This is a genomic window from Bradyrhizobium sp. CSA207 (assembly GCF_029051685.1).
Lineage (GTDB): Bacteria > Pseudomonadota > Alphaproteobacteria > Rhizobiales > Xanthobacteraceae > Bradyrhizobium.
This window is the reverse complement of record NZ_JAACFT010000006.1, coordinates 26,805-44,062: the sequence shown is the minus strand read 5'-3', so window position 1 is coordinate 44,062 and position 17,258 is coordinate 26,805. Positions and strand designations below refer to the sequence as shown.

Annotated in this window: 17 protein-coding genes and 1 tRNA gene; 5 read left to right on the top strand and 13 right to left on the bottom strand. The window is 63.4% G+C overall.

Features of this window, described 5'->3' with window-relative positions; all coding sequences use genetic code 11:
* Nucleotides 1–251 precede the first annotated feature (251 nt).
* Nucleotides 252–1,157 (bottom strand): hypothetical protein, encoded by a 906-nt coding sequence (locus GWG65_RS08010; RefSeq protein ID WP_275194821.1) that lies wholly within the window; start codon nt 1,155–1,157, stop codon nt 252–254.
* Between the two features lie 234 nt (nt 1,158–1,391).
* Nucleotides 1,392–1,832 (bottom strand): nuclear transport factor 2 family protein, encoded by a 441-nt coding sequence (locus GWG65_RS08005; RefSeq protein ID WP_275194820.1) that lies wholly within the window; start codon nt 1,830–1,832, stop codon nt 1,392–1,394.
* A gap of 428 nt (nt 1,833–2,260) precedes the next feature.
* On the opposite strand from GWG65_RS08005, the gene GWG65_RS08000 reads away from it, so the two are divergent.
* Together GWG65_RS08000 and GWG65_RS07995 are read left to right on the top strand one after the other, a co-directional pair.
* The gene (locus tag GWG65_RS08000) at nt 2,261–2,611 is read left to right on the top strand and encodes a hypothetical protein (RefSeq protein WP_275194819.1); all 351 of its coding nucleotides are present in this window, start codon (nt 2,261–2,263) and stop codon (nt 2,609–2,611) included.
* A 459-nt stretch (nt 2,612–3,070) separates the two neighbouring features.
* Nucleotides 3,071–3,748 carry a ParA family protein gene (locus tag GWG65_RS07995; RefSeq protein WP_148739356.1) on the top strand — a complete coding sequence of 226 codons (678 nt, stop codon included), beginning with the start codon at nt 3,071–3,073 and terminating at the stop codon, nt 3,746–3,748.
* A gap of 128 nt (nt 3,749–3,876) precedes the next feature.
* Here the strand turns inward: GWG65_RS07995 and GWG65_RS07990 are convergent, their stop codons facing one another.
* The 5 genes from GWG65_RS07990 to trxB all read right to left on the bottom strand — a co-directional run bounded on the left by GWG65_RS07990 (nt 3,877) and on the right by trxB (nt 8,162).
* Nucleotides 3,877–4,023 (bottom strand): hypothetical protein, encoded by a 147-nt coding sequence (locus tag GWG65_RS07990; RefSeq protein WP_275194818.1) that lies wholly within the window; start codon nt 4,021–4,023, stop codon nt 3,877–3,879.
* Nucleotides 4,024–4,153: 130 nt separating this feature from the next.
* The gene (locus tag GWG65_RS07985) at nt 4,154–4,300 is read right to left on the bottom strand and encodes a hypothetical protein (protein ID WP_275194817.1); all 147 of its coding nucleotides are present in this window, start codon (nt 4,298–4,300) and stop codon (nt 4,154–4,156) included.
* 597 nt (nt 4,301–4,897) lie between these two features.
* The gene (locus GWG65_RS07980; RefSeq protein ID WP_275194816.1) at nt 4,898–5,806 is read right to left on the bottom strand and encodes a 4-hydroxy-tetrahydrodipicolinate synthase; all 909 of its coding nucleotides are present in this window, start codon (nt 5,804–5,806) and stop codon (nt 4,898–4,900) included.
* Between the two features lie 461 nt (nt 5,807–6,267).
* Nucleotides 6,268–7,191 (bottom strand): LysR family transcriptional regulator, encoded by a 924-nt coding sequence (locus tag GWG65_RS07975; RefSeq protein WP_007614700.1) that lies wholly within the window; start codon nt 7,189–7,191, stop codon nt 6,268–6,270.
* Nucleotides 7,192–7,196: 5 nt separating this feature from the next.
* A complete protein-coding gene (gene trxB, locus GWG65_RS07970; RefSeq protein ID WP_275194815.1) occupies nt 7,197–8,162 on the bottom strand; it encodes a thioredoxin-disulfide reductase in 966 nt (321 codons plus the stop codon).
* 264 nt (nt 8,163–8,426) lie between these two features.
* Here trxB and GWG65_RS07965 point away from each other — a divergent pair, with 264 nt between their 5' ends.
* The gene (locus GWG65_RS07965; protein WP_061028429.1) at nt 8,427–8,906 is read left to right on the top strand and encodes an Lrp/AsnC family transcriptional regulator; all 480 of its coding nucleotides are present in this window, start codon (nt 8,427–8,429) and stop codon (nt 8,904–8,906) included.
* 160 nt (nt 8,907–9,066) lie between these two features.
* On the opposite strand, the gene greA is transcribed toward GWG65_RS07965, so the two are convergent.
* The 3 genes from greA to GWG65_RS07950 form a co-directional block, all read right to left on the bottom strand.
* A complete protein-coding gene (greA, locus tag GWG65_RS07960) occupies nt 9,067–9,540 on the bottom strand; it encodes a transcription elongation factor GreA (RefSeq protein WP_027534300.1) in 474 nt (157 codons plus the stop codon).
* A gap of 211 nt (nt 9,541–9,751) precedes the next feature.
* Nucleotides 9,752–13,216: a carbamoyl-phosphate synthase large subunit gene (gene carB / locus GWG65_RS07955; RefSeq protein ID WP_275194814.1), complete on the bottom strand. Its 3,465-nt coding sequence runs from the start codon at nt 13,214–13,216 to the stop codon at nt 9,752–9,754.
* Nucleotides 13,217–13,360: 144 nt separating this feature from the next.
* Nucleotides 13,361–14,530, bottom strand: a complete 1,170-nt coding sequence (locus GWG65_RS07950; RefSeq protein ID WP_275194813.1) for an MFS transporter — start codon at nt 14,528–14,530, stop codon at nt 13,361–13,363.
* A 110-nt stretch (nt 14,531–14,640) separates the two neighbouring features.
* On the opposite strand from GWG65_RS07950, the gene GWG65_RS07945 reads away from it, so the two are divergent.
* A complete protein-coding gene (locus GWG65_RS07945; protein ID WP_275194812.1) occupies nt 14,641–15,012 on the top strand; it encodes a helix-turn-helix transcriptional regulator in 372 nt (123 codons plus the stop codon).
* A 135-nt stretch (nt 15,013–15,147) separates the two neighbouring features.
* Here GWG65_RS07945 and GWG65_RS07940 read toward each other — a convergent pair.
* Nucleotides 15,148–15,223, bottom strand: a tRNA-Ala gene (locus GWG65_RS07940).
* A 54-nt stretch (nt 15,224–15,277) separates the two neighbouring features.
* The gene (locus GWG65_RS07935; protein WP_275194811.1) at nt 15,278–15,979 is read right to left on the bottom strand and encodes a class I SAM-dependent methyltransferase; all 702 of its coding nucleotides are present in this window, start codon (nt 15,977–15,979) and stop codon (nt 15,278–15,280) included.
* A gap of 112 nt (nt 15,980–16,091) precedes the next feature.
* Here GWG65_RS07935 and GWG65_RS07930 point away from each other — a divergent pair, with 112 nt between their 5' ends.
* Nucleotides 16,092–16,616 carry a DNA starvation/stationary phase protection protein gene (locus tag GWG65_RS07930; protein ID WP_275194810.1) on the top strand — a complete coding sequence of 175 codons (525 nt, stop codon included), beginning with the start codon at nt 16,092–16,094 and terminating at the stop codon, nt 16,614–16,616.
* 87 nt (nt 16,617–16,703) lie between these two features.
* Here GWG65_RS07930 and GWG65_RS07925 read toward each other — a convergent pair whose 3' ends face one another.
* Nucleotides 16,704–17,228, bottom strand: a complete 525-nt coding sequence (locus GWG65_RS07925; protein ID WP_275194809.1) for a cupin domain-containing protein — start codon at nt 17,226–17,228, stop codon at nt 16,704–16,706.
* Nucleotides 17,229–17,258: the final 30 nt, after the last annotated feature.

Here is a 17,258-nt window from a genome sequence, read left to right as displayed (position 1 = left end):
GATTTTGACGGCAAATAGGCCGAGATGCGGCAAGGGCGGACCATTCGGGGGCTTTGCCGTGGCGTTTGGTTACAAATGTCTGAATGCCGCCGCGCGACGAATCCATCCCCTCACGGTGAGGAGCGCGCCCTTCGCGCGCGTCTCGAACCATGCAGGGCCGGCTCTCGCGGTCAGGCCCCTTGATCCTTCGAGACGCGCGTTCCGCGCTCCTCACAGGATGAGGGGAGAGCGGAGGCGAAGAGGCAAAGAACTCACCAGCTCTTCTTGAAGCCGGCCGTGAGGCTCTTGTTGATCGCGCCCTGTGAGGTCTCGCCGACGGAGCCGGAGACGGTGACGTTGTCGAACAGTTTTTGCTCGGCGCCGAACTTGCGCAGCCATTTGTCGTCGGTGGTCGACAGCGTCTGGCCGGCGATGATGCTGGTGCCGGTGTCGGTGAGGGTGACCTTGGCAGACTGGTCCGTCGCGTAGTTGCGGATGATGTGCCCGCCGACGCCGGGGAGAGCGGTGGTGCCCTGCTGGTTGACGCTGTAGCCGTTCTGGAGCGTCAGCGAGGTGTCGCTCGACAGCGGCACCGATTTAGTCAGCGAGGCGCCGATCTTGCTCTGCTCGGCGCCGGGATCGACGCGGGCTTCCACCGCGGTCTTGTCCCAGATCGAGGCCGCGCCCGGCGCGGTCGCGGCTGCCCAGGCGCTGCCGGAGGATTGCGGCAGGTTGCCGCCATTGGTGGCCTTCTGCGCCAAAAGCTCGGACATCGTCCGCGGCTCGCTGGTCACCGTCATGTCGGCACCGATCCGGGCGTCCCAGAACGACGATACCGACTGTTTCACCGTCACCGCCGAGGAGCCGTTCGCGTTGGCGTTCGACGACCAGTTGAGGCCGTCCTTGGCGGCGGCCTGCGCGCGCTTCTTGGCGGCGGTGATGTCGTTGAGCGTGCCGGCGTCGATCGCGAGCTGGCTCCAATCGAGCTTGTCGACGTCGATGCCTTTGAGCACGTCGGGGTCGTTGACGTCGGGGGCCTCCGCGGCCTCGGCCTCCTCGTCAGGCGCTGCCGCGGCTGGCGGGATGATCTGCGCCCATGCCGTCGGCACGGAGGCGAATATGAACGCGGCCACCAGCATTGGCAGCCTGGTCCAGCCCAAACCTGTCGAGAATTCCATCGTCCTGCCCGCGAGCCCAGTTCGCGCGGAGGATGCGGAACTATCGTTGCGAAATTGTGGCGCTGGCCTCATTTCAAAAAACGACCACTCAAAAAACGAACCAACGGGCCGCGCGAAAGGCGCGCGCCCGATGACGAGCTTCTCCACGACGGCATCCGGCGGGGCTGGAGGCCAGGACGCGTCGCAGGGAGCATCAGCCATCGGTCCCGAAACCGGGGCCCGTTGGTGTCTCCCTCAGCCGACGCTGGTCACCTTCGGCAGATGAATGGCGCGGCCAAGTGCCTGCTCGACCAGATCAAAGGTGTCGATCAGCACCCGCATGTTGATGAGCCTGCCCGCCCTAAACTGGGCGAACTGCGCCACCCGCAGCGAGATCGGCTTGTCGGAATCCAGTGCGGTCAGCGAATAGCGCAGCATCGAGGCGGCCGAATCCATCCCGAGCATGATGCTTTCGCGGTCGAAACGGCGGACCTGGAAATTGTCGGCGAGCTGGCGGATCACGTCGAGCACTGCCGCCTTGCCCTGGCGCGCGCCGAGGAACGGGAACATGTCGATCGGGCCGTAAAGCGCCCAGTCGACGTCCTCGTCGATCAGGGTCTCGATATCCTCGAAATGCCGGTCGTTGATCGCGCGGTGCAACGCGCGCGAGAAACGCCAGAGGCTGTGCTCTGTCATTTTGGGGCGTCCTGAAACTGGCTTTGCAAAAAACGAAAAACAACCCCATGCACCGTAAGGCGCCGCGGGTCGCTCAATTCATTAGTGTACGAACAAAATACCGGATTCTGGTCAAAACGCAATTCACGTTTTCGCAATGCACAATTGAGCGCGCTTTGTGAACTTTACCAATAGATGCCCGTCCGGTTTCTCCTGAAACCGGGGGGCACCCGCCGCAGTGCGCGCCTTGTGCACAAGGCGTGGCGATTGCTGAGAAGACGGCATAACCCCTCAGCCCGGCCTTTGTGATGCCTCTGGTCTGGTTGGTGCCGGGCCTGACCGGCCTGTTGCCGAGACCGCACAGGTCCCGGGTTTCGCTTCCCCGCTCGGTTGCCAACCAACCACCGTTCACCCACACTTCCGCCCTGACTCGACATTTGGGGGGATCGATGCCGGCGTTCCGCTTTGAGAAGTTCTTGGCTGCTGCGATCTTCGGGATTGCGTTTGCCGTCCTACTCCAGCCTCGCGCTGGCTTTGCCTACACGCAGGAGGAGCAGCAGGCCTGCACGCCCGACGCGATGCGGCTGTGCGGCGAGTTCGTTCCGAACGTCGATGCCATTACCGCCTGCATGATCCAGAAGAAGGCGCAGCTCTCGCCGCAGTGCCGGCCGTTCTTTCGGCAGGGACCGGAGCCAGGCGAGGTCCGCGCCGGCAAGCCAACCAACATTGCGCCTAAAACCGCCAGGAAGAGCACCAAACCGCCGAAGGCGACCAAGAAGAAAAAGCCCATCGAGGGCTGAGCGCTTCCTGGCACGTTCCTGTCGCGAAACTGCGTCATGCCCGGGCAAAGCGCGACCTCCCGGGCATTCACGTTTGCGGTGCGTGGTTTCGCAGCCGGTTGAGTCAAAACCACCGAGGCATCAGCCCCGCGACAGCTACCGGGCTCCTTTTGTTCGCCGGCTCGCGCGCATGCTTGTGCCAATTGCGATCGCCGTCGATTGAAAGAAGAGCCGCGATACGACTTGCTCGGCACGGTTGCATTCCGTTTTTCCCGCAGCGCTGCTCAAGAAACGCACGATTGCCGGGTGCGAAAGGCGCTGCGTGACAATTTGTGTCTATCGTCGCGCCAAGCAGTGTGACTCAAAAGCCAACACGTCTTGTTATTTCGTGGCTTGGGCGCAACTCCCGGTAAATTTTTCTTTCGCGAATCAGCGTGGTGATTCATTTTCGCAATCTAGGGTCAATCTGGAGGCCAAGGTATGAACGTTATTGTTTTTGCATCGCGTAAAGGCGGCTCGGGCAAGAGTACCCTGGCCGCACATCTCGCCGCGCAGATCAAGGCGACTAAGCCTATCCTGCTCGTCGATGCAGATCCGCAAGGATCGCTCACGCTGTGGCACAAGCTGCGTGGCACCAACGAGCCGCCGATCAAGTCGGCGGTGAACTCGGTCAGCGGCATCGTCTCCGCCGCCAAGCGCGACGGATATGAATGGGTGTTGATCGACACGCCGCCGAACCTGTCGGCCGTCGTCGACGATGCGATCAGGAACGCCACGATGGTGGTGATCCCGGCGCGTCCCGGCGTGTTCGACGTCAACGCGGTGCAGGAAACCATTCAGATGTGCCGCGCGGCGCGCAAGCCCTATGCGGTCGTGCTCAACGGCGCGCCGGCCCGCCGCGACGAGTCCGAAAGCCCGATCGTCACGATCGCCCGCGAAGCGCTGGCAAAGTTCCGCGCTCCCGTGTGGGGCGGCCAGATCACCAACCGTTCCGATCTTCTGATGGCGCTGAGCCATGGCGAAGGCGCGCGGGAATATCAGGCCGAGAGCCGTGCGGCTCATGAAATCGCGAGGCTGTGGGCGGCGATCGAGCGTTCAGTTAAGGCTATTCGCGGCACGGCGTCGGCATCCGGCGCAATGCACAAGCAGGCGGCATAATTTCATCATTCATTTCCCTGGGACGAAAAACGCGCGGATGTCCGCGCGTTTTGCGTTTTCTGGAACTGAATGTGGAGCACGATCCGGAAAAGTGTGCAGCGGTTTTCCGAAGAGATCGTGCTCAAACCTTAAGCCACCATCAGCATGTAGAAGACGATGACCGGCGACAGCGTCAGGATCACCGACCAGATGCCGACGGCCCAGAGAACGTCTTCGGTGCTGAAGTTCTGCTGTCCGGCGTCGTAATGCGACGCCATATCATTCTGACTATTCATAAACGCCCCCGCGATTTCTTCGCTTATGGGCGTCAACGATAGGCGCGATGTTTTAAAATTCCGGATCGCAGTATCGCGCGTATTCGAACACAGGTGCTACCACGGATTAACCATCCGTGGGCGAGCCGTGTCAGGCCAGCCAGACGCGAAACACCAGTACCGGCATCAGGCCGAGCATCACGGCCCAGAACCCAAACGACGACACCACCAGGATTCCCTGCAAGAGATCGGCAGGCGCGAAATTTTCCGCGGCCGTCGGCCGGATACGATGTCCCATGATTTTCCCCTCTAAAGGACATTGGAGGAAACGATAGGCACCCTCGCGTAAACGAGACGTGGATGCACCATGCGGCGCCTGCGAAGGCCGTTCGCGCACGGTTAACCACGCCGGCTTTCCCTCCCCCCTTGTAGGGGAGGGTGGCTCGCCGCGTAGCGGCGAGACGGGTGAGGGGTCTGCCGCGGGGTGACTCTCTCACTATCGAGTTCGCGGACAGATACCCCTCATCCGGCGCTTCGCGCCACCTTCTCCCACAAGGGGAGAAGGGGACGGCAGCGTGCACGCGGCGAGATTGCGCCTCAGCTAAAACCACCCGCTGTGCCTGCGTTTGATCTCGTCGATCCGGTCCAGCTCCCACCCCATCACGTCTTCGGTCAACCCGATATCGCGGCGCAGCCAGTCGAAGGCCGGATATGTCTCGACCCGTTTGTACCGGTACGTGCGTGACAGGCGCTGCCATGCGGCCCCGAGCGCGCGGGTCCACCAGCGGAGCCCAAGACTGCTGGCCTGAAGGCTGCTGGCCTGAAGACTGCGGGCGCGAACGCCGGCTGCCTCGTTCGAGGAGTCGCAAGCTGGGCGAGATGACGAGGACATTGTCTAGGCCGCAACTCTCATCCGCCGTTCGATCTCGCGATCGAGCGTGGCGGCGAGCTCGCTGCTGATCTCCACCATCGGCAGGCGCACCTCGGGGCTGTCGATGAGGCCGCTTCGCCACAGCCAGTACTTTGCAGGTGCGGGGCTGGGTTCGGCGAACAGCAGGCGCGTCAGCTCCGCGACCTCCTGCCAGCGCGCCAGCGCCGCGTCGTGATTGCCGCGCTTGAGCTCGGCATAGACGGCGGCGAAGGTCGCGGTCTCGACATGTGCTGACAGCACGATGCCGCCGTCGGCGCCATCGCAGAGCGCTTCGTGATAATTTGCGTCCTCGCCGGTGAGCACGCGAAAGCCCTGCGGCCGGTCGCGCAGCAGCGCGATGGATTGCTCGCGGCTCGCGCCGCAATCCTTCAGCCCGACGATGTTTGGATGCTCGGCGAGCCGCAGCAGAGTCTGGTTGGTGATGTTGACTGAGGTGCGATACGGAATGTTGTAGAGCGCAAGCGGCCAGGCGGCGTGATCGGCGAGCGCCTCGAAATGCGCCAGCAGTCCGCGTTGCGACGGTCGCACATAATGGGGACTGGCGATCAAATAGCCGTCGATCGGCCAGTCCGCGGTCTCATCGAGGCGGTCCTTCAGTCGCGACGTGTCGGCGCCGGAGAGTCCGAGGCAGATCGGCACCGAGCGGCGACCGGCCGCCATCTCGTCGCGCACGACGGCGACGAGGCGATCGAGCTCGGCGTCCCGCAGCGTCATGCCTTCACCGGAGGTCGCCCCCAGGATGAAGCCGTCAACGGCTTGTCCGCTGTAATGCCGCGTCAGCCGCCGCAGCGACGTCTCATCGAGACGACCGTCACGAAACGGCGTCACCAGCGGCAGCCAGAGCCCGTGCAAATGACTTGGTAGGTCGGTCATGTTCCATCTCCTTCTCGGACAGGACCTGAGACGGAGGCACATGAAAAAACCCCGTCCAGGCGGCGGGGTTTTCGAAGATTGCGACGATGACGAAGTCAGCCTAGCGCGCGCAAATATCCGAGGTCCCCGAATGGGGGCCTTTTTTCGAGACGACTGCCTCGAACGAGATTGCGCACGACTTCGTGATCATTCGCAAATGATGCGGGGTATACGTGGAACTGTCAATACACGTGGAAAGCGAGAGTAAAAATATTCCAAAAAAAGGCCGGGCTCGAACGAGCCCGGCTTAAGGTATTGGCCACGTGAGGCCGACACAATCACCTTCCAAGAGGGATTACTGAACTCCCGCGCCACTGGAGGAGGGGGACAAATGCGCAACGCGAAGGCTCAGCGTGCACACAGTATGATCTTGCCTAATGCCATGCAGCAACCGTCGAGGTCGCATGTCTGACATGCGGAAATCAGGACGGCCAGCGCTGCGCCTTGCTCACCACGAAGTCGCGGAACACCTGCACGCGCGCGACCGTCTTCAACTCCTCGGGATAGACGAAATACGTGTCGAGCTGGATCGAGTCGGACTCGCCGAACAACTGCACCAGGCGGCTCTGCTCTTCGATCAGGTAGTCCGGCAGCGCGGCAATGCCGAGGCCCTGCTGACAGGCGCGCACGAGGCCGAGGATGTTGTTCACCCTGAAATAGGCCTCGCGCGGACCGCTGCCGTTGCGGCCGGCTTCGACCAGCCAGTTGCGGTTCTGCAGATGCGGCGCGAAATTGCCGTCGGAGAGCGTGATGATGCGGTGGGAGTCGAGCTCCTCCAGCGTCCGCGGCGTGCCGAAGCGCTTGATGTAGTCCGGCGAGCAATAGGCGTGGAAGCCCATCGCGAACAGCTTGCGCTGGATCAGATCCGGCTGCGTCGGCTTGCGGGTTCGGATCGCGACGTCGGCCTCGCGCATCGACAGGTCGAGCTCTTCGTCGGTGACGATCAGCGAGATCCGGATCTCCGGATAGAGCGCGGTGAATTCGCCGAGCCGCGGGATCAGCCAGTTGATGCCGACGCCGGGCGTGGTCGTGATCTTGAGATCGCCGCTCGGCCGCTCGCGGCTGTCGGTCAGTTTCGCGCGCGCCGCCTGAAGCTGCATGAACACGTCATGCGCGGTGCGGAACAGGAGGTCGCCCTGCTCGGTGAGGATCAGGCCGCGGGCGTGGCGGTGGAACAGCGAGACCGAGAGCTCTTGCTCCAGCGCCGAGACCTGGCGTGACACCGCCGATTGCGACAGGCCGAGCTGTTCGCCCGCATGCGTGAAGCTGCCCGCTTCCGCCGCCGCGTGAAACACCTTCAGCTTGTCCCAGTCCATATCCGTAAATCCGTCGCGTGTTCTAGCCATGATCGTTATTCCGCTGCCGCGCGCTCGCTGGCGCGCAGGGCCAAGAATCGTTCGGCTTCGAGCGCTGCCATGCAGCCGAGGCCTGCGGCCGTGACGGCCTGGCGATAAGTCTCGTCGGCGACGTCGCCGGCGGCGAACAGGCCGGGCACCGAGGTGGCGGTCGAGTTCGGGGCGACTTCGACATAGCCCGACGGTTTGAGCTTGACCTGGTCCTTCACGAGTTCGGTCGCCGGCGCATGCCCGATGGCGATGAAGACACCGTCGGCCTTCAGCTCGGTGAGCGCGCCGCTCTTGACGTTCTTGAGGCGGACGTGGGTGACCTTGCCAGGATTGGTCTCGCCGCAGATCTCGTCGATGGCGCTGTCCCAGACCACCTTGATCTTGGGGTGCTTGAACAGGCGGTCCTGAAGGATGCGCTCGGCGCGAAAATGGTCGCGGCGGTGGACCACCGTCACCTGCGAGGCGAAATTGGTCAGGAATAGCGCCTCCTCGACTGCGGTGTTGCCGCCGCCGACCACGATCACGTCCTTGCCGCGATAGAAGAAGCCGTCGCAGGTGGCGCAGGCCGAGACGCCAAAACCCTTGAAGGTCTCCTCGGAAGAGATCCCCAGCCAGCGCGCCTGAGCGCCGGTGGCGAGGACGACGGTCTCGGCGAGATAGACGTCGCCGGAATCGCAGATGAGGCGAAACGGCCGCCGGGAAGTGTCCAGCCTGGTCACCAGGTCGGTCTTGATCTGGGTTCCCACATGCAGCGCCTGCTTCTCCATCTGCTCCATCAGCCAGGGGCCCTGGATCACGTCGGCGAAACCCGGATAATTCTCGACGTCGGTGGTGATGGTGAGCTGGCCGCCCGGCTGGATGCCCTGGATCAAGATCGGCTCGAGCATCGCACGCGCGGCATAGATCGCCGCTGTGTACCCGGCAGGACCAGAGCCGATGATGACGACCTTTGCATGGACAGGGGCGGACATGGTGACGGACGCCTTTCACGGGGGATTGCAGCGCGGAGCGGAACGTGCCGGGAGGCCTCGCGGAGACGCTGAAATATCAGAGCTAATCTAAGCCTTCTGGTGAGCCATGCAAGAATTGCATTCCCAATCGGCGGATTTTTCCAACAGGGAACAAAAGTCGATTGCGCTGCACGCGCAATAAAATTGCTCATTCCGCCGAGACTGGGCTATGAGGTTGCGACAAACCCACCCGATACCGCCATAAAGGCCAGGAGTTCCATTCACGTGTCGCGGAACCTAGACGAGATCGACCTCAAAATTCTCGCCGAGATCCAGGCCGACGGACGAATCACCAATGTCGAGCTGGCCAAGCGCGTCGGAATTTCGCCGCCGCCCTGCCTGCGCCGCGTCCGCGCGCTGGAGGAAGAAGGCTACATCCATGGCTACCGTGGCCTGCTGGATGCGCGGAAACTCGGATTCGACGTCACGGTGTTCGCCGCCGTGCATCTCTCCAGCCAGGCCGAGGCGGATTTGCGCGCCTTCGAGGACTTCGTCCGCGCCGAGCCCTTGGTGCGGGAGTGCTGGATGCTGTCCGGCGAGGTCGACTTCATCCTGAAATGCGTCGCGCCCGACATGGCCACTTTCCAGGATTTCGTCACGCACCTGACCGCGGCCCCCCATGTCCGCAACGTGCGGACCTCGCTGGTCCTGCACAATTCGAAATACGAGGCCGCCGTGCCGCTCGACGTGAAGGGACGGAGATAGCGTCTCCTCCGTCATTGCGAGCCAGAGTCTTTCCGCGGGGGGAGTCTGGATTTCGTGGAGAGAGCGCGAATTCATCTCTGGCGTCAAGCAACGCGGAGAAACAAAAAAAGCCGCGCTTAGCGCGGCTTTTTCAAACGTCGGCGCGTGCAACGGCAAATCCTTACCGCCACTCCACCTTGGTGATTTCATACGCCTTGGCGCCGCCGGGTGCGTTGACCTCGACGGTTGAACCTTTCTTCTTGCCGATCAGCGCGCGCGCGAGCGGCGAGGTGATGGAGATGCGGCCCTTCTTGGCGTCGGCCTCGACCTCGCCGACAATCTGCCACACCGCCTTCTTTTCGGTGTCCTCGTCGACCAGCGTCACGGTGGCGCCGAACTTGATGGTGTCGCCGGACAACTTCGAGATGTCGATGATGTCGGCGCGCGCGAGCTTGTCCTCGAGCTCGGCGATGCGGCCTTCATTGTGGGACTGCTCTTCCTTCGCGGCGTGATATTCCGCGTTTTCAGACAGGTCGCCGTGCGAGCGCGCCTCCGCGATATGCTCGATGATGCGCGGACGGTCCTCCGACTGCCGCTTCTTCAATTCTTCCCCGAGCGCGGCAAACCCGCCCGCTGTCATCGGAACCTTTTCCATCTTCTCTCTCGTCCTTCGATCGTGCGCCGCAAAACCCGGATGGGCGCCCGCAACCTTGATTCGTCGGTATTCCGGGGCCCAAGACAGGGCCGTCGGACGTTGACAGATAGGGGCTTGGCGACGGAACAGAACTGCCACATGACCGGACGGTTCCTCCGGCCATTGTGGCTTCAGTGCCAATCATTTAGCGGAGGCTTTGCCCCGCCAGTGATCAGGTTTCCGAAAAATAGCTCTGCAGGGTACGAACCTCAAGGTCCCCACCCAGATAGGCCCGGATGCCCTGCGCGGCCGCCACGGCCCCGGAAAGAGTGGTGTAATACGGCACTTTATGCAAGAGGGCCGCGCGCCGCAGCGAGCGGCTGTCGGCGAGCGCCTGCGGGCCTTCGGTGGTGTTGAAGACGAGCTGGATATCGCCGTTGGTGATGGCGTCGACGATGTGCGGTCGCCCCTCCAGCACCTTGTTCACCTTCTCGGTCGGAATGCCCTGATCGGTGAGGAAGCGCTGCGTGCCCGATGTCGCCAGCACCTTGAAGCCGAGCGAATGCAGTTCGCGAACGGCCTCGGCGATGCGTGTCTTGTCGCTCTCACGCACCGAGACAAACACCGTCCCCTTGCGCGGCACTCGCGTACCGCCGCCGAGCTGGCTCTTGGCAAACGCTACCGCGAAAGAGCTATCGATGCCCATGACCTCGCCGGTCGAGCGCATCTCCGGGCCGAGCACCGTGTCGACGCCCGGGAATCGCGCGAACGGAAACACCGATTCCTTCACGCCGACATGCTTGAAGTCCGCCTTCTTCAGCTTGAAGTCGGCGAGCTTTTCGCCGGCCATGATTCGGGCGGCGATTTTTGCGACCGGCGTGCCGACCACCTTGGCGACGAACGGTACGGTGCGCGAGGCGCGCGGGTTGACTTCGAGCACGTAGATATCGTCGTCCTTGATCGCGTACTGCACGTTCATCAGGCCGACGACGTCAAGACCGAGCGCCAGCTCACGCGTTTGCCGCTCCAACTCCCCGATCATCCTGGCATTGAGGGAGTGCGGCGGCAGCGAGCAGGCGGAATCGCCGGAATGGATGCCCGCTTCCTCGATGTGCTCCATGATGCCGACAATGAAGGTGTCCTTGCCATCGCACAGACAATCGACGTCGATCTCGGTGGCGTCGGACAGATAGCGGTCGAACAGCAGCGGATTCTTGCCAAGCACGGTGTTGATCTGTCCGGTCTTGTCGTTCGGGTAGCGCGCCTTGACGTCGGCGGGCACCAGCTCCGGCAGCGTGCCGAGCAGGTAGTCGCTGAGCTGGTTCTCCTCGCGGATGATCTGCATCGCGCGGCCGCCGAGCACGTAGGAGGGCCGCACCACCAGCGGCAGGCCGAGATCGGCCGCGACTAGGCGGGCCTGCTCGACCGAATAGGCGATGCCGTTCTTCGGCTGCTTGAGACGCAGCTTGTCGAGCACGCGCTTGAAGCGGTCGCGATCTTCGGCAAGGTCGATGGCGTCCGGCGAGGTGCCGAGAATCGGCACTTCGGCGGCTTCCAGCGCGTGCGCGAGCTTCAGCGGAGTCTGGCCGCCGAACTGCACGATGACGCCGTGCAGCGTGCCGTTGCTGCGTTCCTTTGCGATGATCTCCAGCACGTCTTCGGCGGTGAGCGGCTCGAAATAGAGCCGGTCGGCGGTGTCGTAGTCGGTCGACACCGTTTCCGGGTTGCAGTTGACCATGATGGATTCGTAGCCGGCGTCGTGCAGCGCGAAGCAGGCATGGCAGCAGCAATAGTCGAACTCGATGCCCTGGCCGATGCGGTTCGGCCCGCCGCCGAGGATGATGACCTTCTTCTTGTCCGACGGCATGCTCTCGTCCGCCGGCGCGCCCGCGAACGGTGCCTCATAGGTCGAATACATGTAGGCGGTGGGCGAGGCGAACTCGGCTGCGCAGGTGTCGATGCGCTTGTACACGGGACGGACGCCGAGCGCGTGGCGCTTCGCGGTTACCTTGGCCTCGGTGGTCTGCGCGAGCACGGCCAGCCGCGCGTCCGAGAAGCCCATCGTCTTGAGCGAGCGCATGGCGAAGGCATTGCCCGGCAGGCCGTTCTTGCGGACCTTCTCTTCCATCTCGACGATGCCGCGCATCTCGCTGAGGAACCACGGATCGATCTTGCAGGAGTTGAAGATTTCCTCGTTCGACCAGCCGAGTCGCATGGCCTGGGCGACCTGGAGCAGCCGGTTCGGTGTCGGCGTGCCGAGCGCGGCGCGGATCGCGTTCTTGTCGTCGTCGCGGCCAAGACCCTCGATCTCGATCTCGTCGAGGCCGGTGAGGCCGGTCTCGAGCCCGCGCAACGCCTTCTGAAGGCTCTCCTGGAAGGTGCGGCCGATCGCCATCACTTCGCCGACCGACTTCATCGACGTCGTCAGCGTGGTCGACGCGCCGGGGAATTTCTCGAACGCGAAGCGCGGCACCTTGGTGACGACGTAGTCGATGGTCGGCTCGAACGAGGCCGGGGTGGCGCCGCCGGTGATGTCGTTGGCGATTTCGTCCAGGGTGTAACCGACCGCGAGCTTGGCCGCGACCTTTGCGATCGGAAAGCCGGTGGCCTTGGAGGCCAAGGCGGACGAGCGCGACACGCGGGGGTTCATCTCGATGACGACCATGCGGCCGTCGTCCGGATTGAGGCCGAACTGCACGTTGGAGCCGCCGGTCTCCACGCCGATCTCGCGCAGCACCGCCAGCGAGGCGTCGCGCATGATCTGGTATTCCTTGTCGGTCAGCGTCAGCGCCGGCGCCACCGTGATGGAATCGCCGGTGTGAACGCCCATCGGATCGAGGTTCTCGATCGAGCAGACGATAATGCAATTGTCCTTCTTGTCGCGCACCACCTCCATCTCGAACTCTTTCCAGCCGAGCACGGATTCTTCGATCAGCACTTCGTTGGTGGGAGATGCATCCAGGCCGCGCTCGATGATGTCGAGGAATTCTTCCTTGTTATAGGCAATGCCCCCGCCGGTGCCGCCCATCGTGAAGGAGGGGCGGATGATCGCCGGCAGGCCGATCTCGGACAGCGCCATCAGCGCCTGGCCGAGCGCATATTCCTGGTAGCGCTTGCGGCGGTCGCTTTCGCCGAGGATCCATTGTCGCTCGAGTTCTTCGAGAGCTGCGCCGGACAGCTTCTCGCGCTCGGCGTGGTATTTGTCGCGATAGGATTTCTTCAGGGCGGAGGCGTTGGCGAGCCGCGACTTCGGCGTCTCAAGGCCGATCTTGGTCATGGCCTCGCGGAACAGCTGGCGGTCCTCGGCCTTGTCGATCGCATCCGCCGTGGCGCCGATCATCTCGACGTCGAATTTTTCGAGCGTGCCTTGCCGGCGCAGCGACAGCGCGCAGTTCAGCGCGGTCTGTCCGCCCATGGTCGGCAGCAGCGCGAAGCCGCCGGGAATGACGTGACGTTCCTTCTCGATGATCTTGGCGACGATCTCGGGTGTGATCGGCTCGATATAGGTCGCATCGGCCAATTCCGGGTCGGTCATGATGGTGGCCGGGTTGGAATTGACGAGGACGATGCGATAGCCCTCTTCCTTCAGCGTCTTCACCGCCTGCGTGCCCGAATAGTCGAACTCGCAGGCCTGGCCGATCACGATGGGACCGGCGCCGATGATCAGGATGGTGGTGATGTCTGTACGTTTGGGCATCAACTCTCGCCGAAGTCGGATTTGGGCACAAAAAAAGGGCGCGCTTGCTGCGCGTCCCCTGTGGCCGAGAGCGCGTTGGTCTTCCTCGCGCGCGGGTGGGTCTTAGACCAGATTCCGGGGCGGCGAAACCCCGAAAAATGCCCATCAACCGGCAATTTTGACGGGTTTCGGCCGCCCCTGCCAGCCGCGGGCGAGATGCACAATAAGGGCTGCCGAAACGCTCGATCCGCCGACCCAGCCGAGGTCGGCCGGGCTCCACCCCGCGAGCACCGCGCCGCCCAGGGCCCCGCCGATGGCGAAGCCGAGATACATGGCGGAGGCGTTGAGCGAGAGCGCGATCATCGAGGCCTGCGGCTCGATCCGGATGATGCTGGCAATCTGGGCTGGATAGAACGCCCAGCCGGAAATGCCCCAGAGGAAGATCACACCCAGCACGGCATAATGCGCCTGCCCCGGCATCAGCTTCAGGACCAGCGAATGCAGGATCAGCGCGCTCGCCATGCCGGTGAGCCCGAGCGCCGCGGTCATGAGCGTGCCGAGCCGGTCAGCCAAAATGCCGCCGAGCATGTTGCCGATTGCGGCCGCGCCGCCGAACACGAGCAGCGCAAGGCTGATCTGCGATGCATCGAATCCCAGGCCGCGCAGTGGGACCGCGAAATAGGTGAACACGGTGAAGCCGCCGAGCGCCCACAGAATCGTAATGACGAGAGCGGCCAGCACGTTACTGTGACGCGCCACGGCCAGCCGTTCAGCCAGAGTGGCCGTGTTTCGCGGCAGGCCGCGGGGCAGGCCGAGCAAGAGGCCGGCCAGCGCGACAGCACCGAGGACCGCAACCATGGCAAAGGTTGCGCGCCAGCCGAGCAGGCTGCCAACCAGATTGCCGAGGGGGACGCCGACGACGGTCGCGACCGTAAGGCCCGACGTGACCAGTGCGACGGCGCGGCCGCGCCGCTCGGGCGAGGCGACGGCCACCGACACGGCGAGCGCCGTCGGCATGCACAGCCCCGCCCCCAGCGCCATCAGCATCCGCGAGGCGAGCAACAGCGCGTAGCCGGAGGCTACGACTGCGAACAGGTTTCCGGCAATGAAGGTCGATAGCGCCAGCGCCAGCACGGTGCGGCGGTCGATGTTGTTCATGGTCACCGCGAGGATGGGCGAGCCGACGGCATAGGTGAGGGCGTAAGCGGTGACCAATTGGCCGGCGGCCGGGACCGAAATTCCCAAGTCAGTGGCGATCGTCGGCAAAAGTCCTGCAATGACAAAGCTTTCCGTGCCGATCGCGAACGCCGCCAAGGCCAGCCAGAATACGCTCATTTGAAAAGCCCTTATGTTCAACGTTTATTGAACTATTGATCGTCAGCGTTTCGGTGTCAATTGGTTCAAGAACTATTGAACAATGCGGTCACTTCGCTATGATTCCGGCCATGAGCCGCACGCCCCTTCATCCCGCCCGCGAGCAGATCGAGTTGCCGATGGTTCTGGATTGCCTGAGCGATCCGATCCGATTGGCGATCGTCTACCAGCTCGCCCGGCAGGAACATGTCAGCAGCGAACTCTGCTGCGGCGACTTCTACGCGCTCAGCGGCAAGTCGAACCTCGCTTACCACTTCGCCAAGCTGCGCGAATGCGGACTGATGCAGACGCGTGTGGCGGGGACCAACCGGTTCATGCGGCTGCGCCGCGAGGATCTGGAAGCGCGCTTCCCGGGCCTGCTCGATGCCGTGATTAACTCCGCCGCCAAGGACGCCGACCGGCTTCAGTTGTTGTCCGGGTGCGATGCGGTCGACGCGGACTGAAGCATGAGGCGCGTGCGTGGGCTGGCTTGCCGAACCCGGCTTCGCCCTCCGGGCTTGGCCGCGGCAGGCCTTCGCTGCGACAGCCTTCGCTACGACAGGGCTTGCCGAGCCGAAGCTGGCGAAGCCAGCGAAGGCTGGAGGCCCGGCCTGGATTTGAACCAGGATAAAGAGCAATGCACTGCTCTCGCGTCGACGCTTCCGCCACCGGGCCGCGCGGATCATTGCCGATCGGGAGGCGACAAGCCACCTCAGCCAATTGTTATGCTTAACGAACCATGGGCGGCCGCGCGATGAAGGTCATGCGCCAGCGGTTATGGCCGATATTGGTATGGGCACGCTGGACCGCGAACCCGGCCGCAGACAGCTTAGCGGTGATCACGTCCTCGCTGTAGCGCTGCAGTCCGATGCGCGTTCGCAGGTGACGGTAGTCCGACAGCGCCGTGCTGATCAGCCCGACCAGCGCATCCTTCAAGAAGCCGTGGCGCAAGGCGAAGCTGAGCAGCGCCATCACGTCCTGGGCCATGCCGACATTGGGCTGCAGGATGTCGCCGAGCACCAGCTTGCCGGACGGTGTCAACAACCGCCGGATGTTGCGCAGCGCCGCATCGAGTTCCTCCGGCGTCATGTATTGCGCGACCGAGTTCATCACGACGAGATCGATCGACTGGTCCTGCATCTTGCGGACGTCATCGAGCGAGCGGACGCGGATTTTTGTGTTCGGGGCAAACCGGGCGATCAGGCGGCCGCGCACGCCAGGGGCGGGCTCGGCCAGGATCAGCTTGCCGCAGGCGGATGCCACCTGGCCCGCGGAGAGCGCCTCGCCGCAGGCATAGTCGAGCACGGTCGCCTCGGGCGAGGAGATGTAGCCGATGATGTCCCGCGCGATGATCTGGAAGTGCAAATCGCGATGCAACTTGCTGACATAGATCGTATGCGTGGAGTCGTAATAATCGATCCAATCTTCCATGGTATTTCAGGGCCCCGGCAAACGGTTCCGTCTCCGGAACTGGCGCTGCCCGCCTGCGTTAGGGGTGCGACGGCGCGCCGTCAATGTCCGCGTCCTAACAGGAAGGTTTCCCGTGAGCAAAGCCCCCAACAAGGTCTCGCCTGACCTCGATACTCCCACGGATCTGTCGCCCCAGGCAGTCGGCAAGATTTCAGAGGCGCTCAACGTGCTTCTGGCCGACGCGTTCGCGCTTTATCTCAAGACCAAGAATTTCCACTGGCACATCAGCGGCCGGCATTTCCGCGATTATCATTTGCTGCTCGACGAGCAGTCCGATCAGATCTTCGCCACCACTGACCAGCTCGCCGAGCGCGTCCGCAAGATCGGCGGCACGACGCTGAAATCGATCGGCCAAGTCGCCAAGCTGCAGACCATCAAGGACAACAACGAGGAGTACGTCCCGCCGCGTGAGATGCTGCGCGAACTGATGCAGGACAACAAGCATGTCGCGAGCGCAATGCGCAAGGTGCACGAGGTTTGCGACGAGGCCGGCGACGTCGCCAGCGCCAGCATCCTCGAAATCTTCATCGACGAGACCGAGCGCCGCACTTGGTTCCTGTTCGAAGCCACCCGCCAGGAAGGCAGCAACGCGGCGTAGTTTTTTCGGCTGTTTCCCCTATGCCGTCCCGACGAAGGCCGGGCCTTCGCCGGAACGACCACGTCGTGTTTGGACAGACTTAGCAACTCAGTCCCGCCACAGCCGCGTCAACGGCCCGTCCTTGCCGCGTATCGGATCGGATGGCGGCAGCGCGACCTTCGGAATCGTCTTCAGCGCCTTGGCGTGGTTCTCCGGCGTTGGCCGCGTGATCTCCATCTTCGATCCCGGCGGATAGGCGCCGATCACGCAGAAATCGTCGCTCGCCTTGATGCATTGATGTCCGGTGCCGGCGGGAAGGATCGCGACATCGCCGGGTTTGATCTCCAGCTCCTGGCCATGATCGCCGCCGAAGCGCACCCGGGCGCTGCCGCGCGCGACGCCGAGCACTTCGTGCACCGTCGTGTGATAGTGCAGATAGTCGAAGACGCCGTTGCGCCACGTCCCGCCCCAGCCATTGGCGCCGAACAGGTTTTCGATGGTCTCCTCCGGGTGTTTCGGATCGAGCTTCACTGCGCCCTGGTAGACCAGGAAGGGGAGGATGTTGTTGGGCACCAGCCCGTCATCCTCGAACACGATGGCGAGCGGCTCGGCATTGTCGCGGACGTCGGACATGGCGGGCTCCTGCATCAGAAATAGCAGGAA

Coding starts and splice junctions, on each gene's coding strand:
- GWG65_RS08010 (WP_275194821.1), bottom strand. CDS start 1,157: ATGGAATTCTCGACAGGTTTGGGCTGGACCAGGCTGCCAATGCTGGTG.
- GWG65_RS08005 (WP_275194820.1), bottom strand. CDS start 1,832: ATGACAGAGCACAGCCTCTGGCGTTTCTCGCGCGCGTTGCACCGCGCG.
- GWG65_RS08000 (WP_275194819.1), top strand. CDS start 2,261: ATGCCGGCGTTCCGCTTTGAGAAGTTCTTGGCTGCTGCGATCTTCGGG.
- GWG65_RS07995 (WP_148739356.1), top strand. CDS start 3,071: ATGAACGTTATTGTTTTTGCATCGCGTAAAGGCGGCTCGGGCAAGAGT.
- GWG65_RS07990 (WP_275194818.1), bottom strand. CDS start 4,023: ATGAATAGTCAGAATGATATGGCGTCGCATTACGACGCCGGACAGCAG.
- GWG65_RS07985 (WP_275194817.1), bottom strand. CDS start 4,300: ATGGGACATCGTATCCGGCCGACGGCCGCGGAAAATTTCGCGCCTGCC.
- GWG65_RS07980 (WP_275194816.1), bottom strand. CDS start 5,806: ATGACCGACCTACCAAGTCATTTGCACGGGCTCTGGCTGCCGCTGGTG.
- GWG65_RS07975 (WP_007614700.1), bottom strand. CDS start 7,191: ATGGCTAGAACACGCGACGGATTTACGGATATGGACTGGGACAAGCTG.
- trxB (WP_275194815.1), bottom strand. CDS start 8,162: ATGTCCGCCCCTGTCCATGCAAAGGTCGTCATCATCGGCTCTGGTCCT.
- greA (WP_027534300.1), bottom strand. CDS start 9,540: ATGGAAAAGGTTCCGATGACAGCGGGCGGGTTTGCCGCGCTCGGGGAA.
- carB (WP_275194814.1), bottom strand. CDS start 13,216: ATGCCCAAACGTACAGACATCACCACCATCCTGATCATCGGCGCCGGT.
- GWG65_RS07950 (WP_275194813.1), bottom strand. CDS start 14,530: ATGAGCGTATTCTGGCTGGCCTTGGCGGCGTTCGCGATCGGCACGGAA.
- GWG65_RS07945 (WP_275194812.1), top strand. CDS start 14,641: ATGAGCCGCACGCCCCTTCATCCCGCCCGCGAGCAGATCGAGTTGCCG.
- GWG65_RS07935 (WP_275194811.1), bottom strand. CDS start 15,979: ATGGAAGATTGGATCGATTATTACGACTCCACGCATACGATCTATGTC.
- GWG65_RS07925 (WP_275194809.1), bottom strand. CDS start 17,228: ATGTCCGACGTCCGCGACAATGCCGAGCCGCTCGCCATCGTGTTCGAG.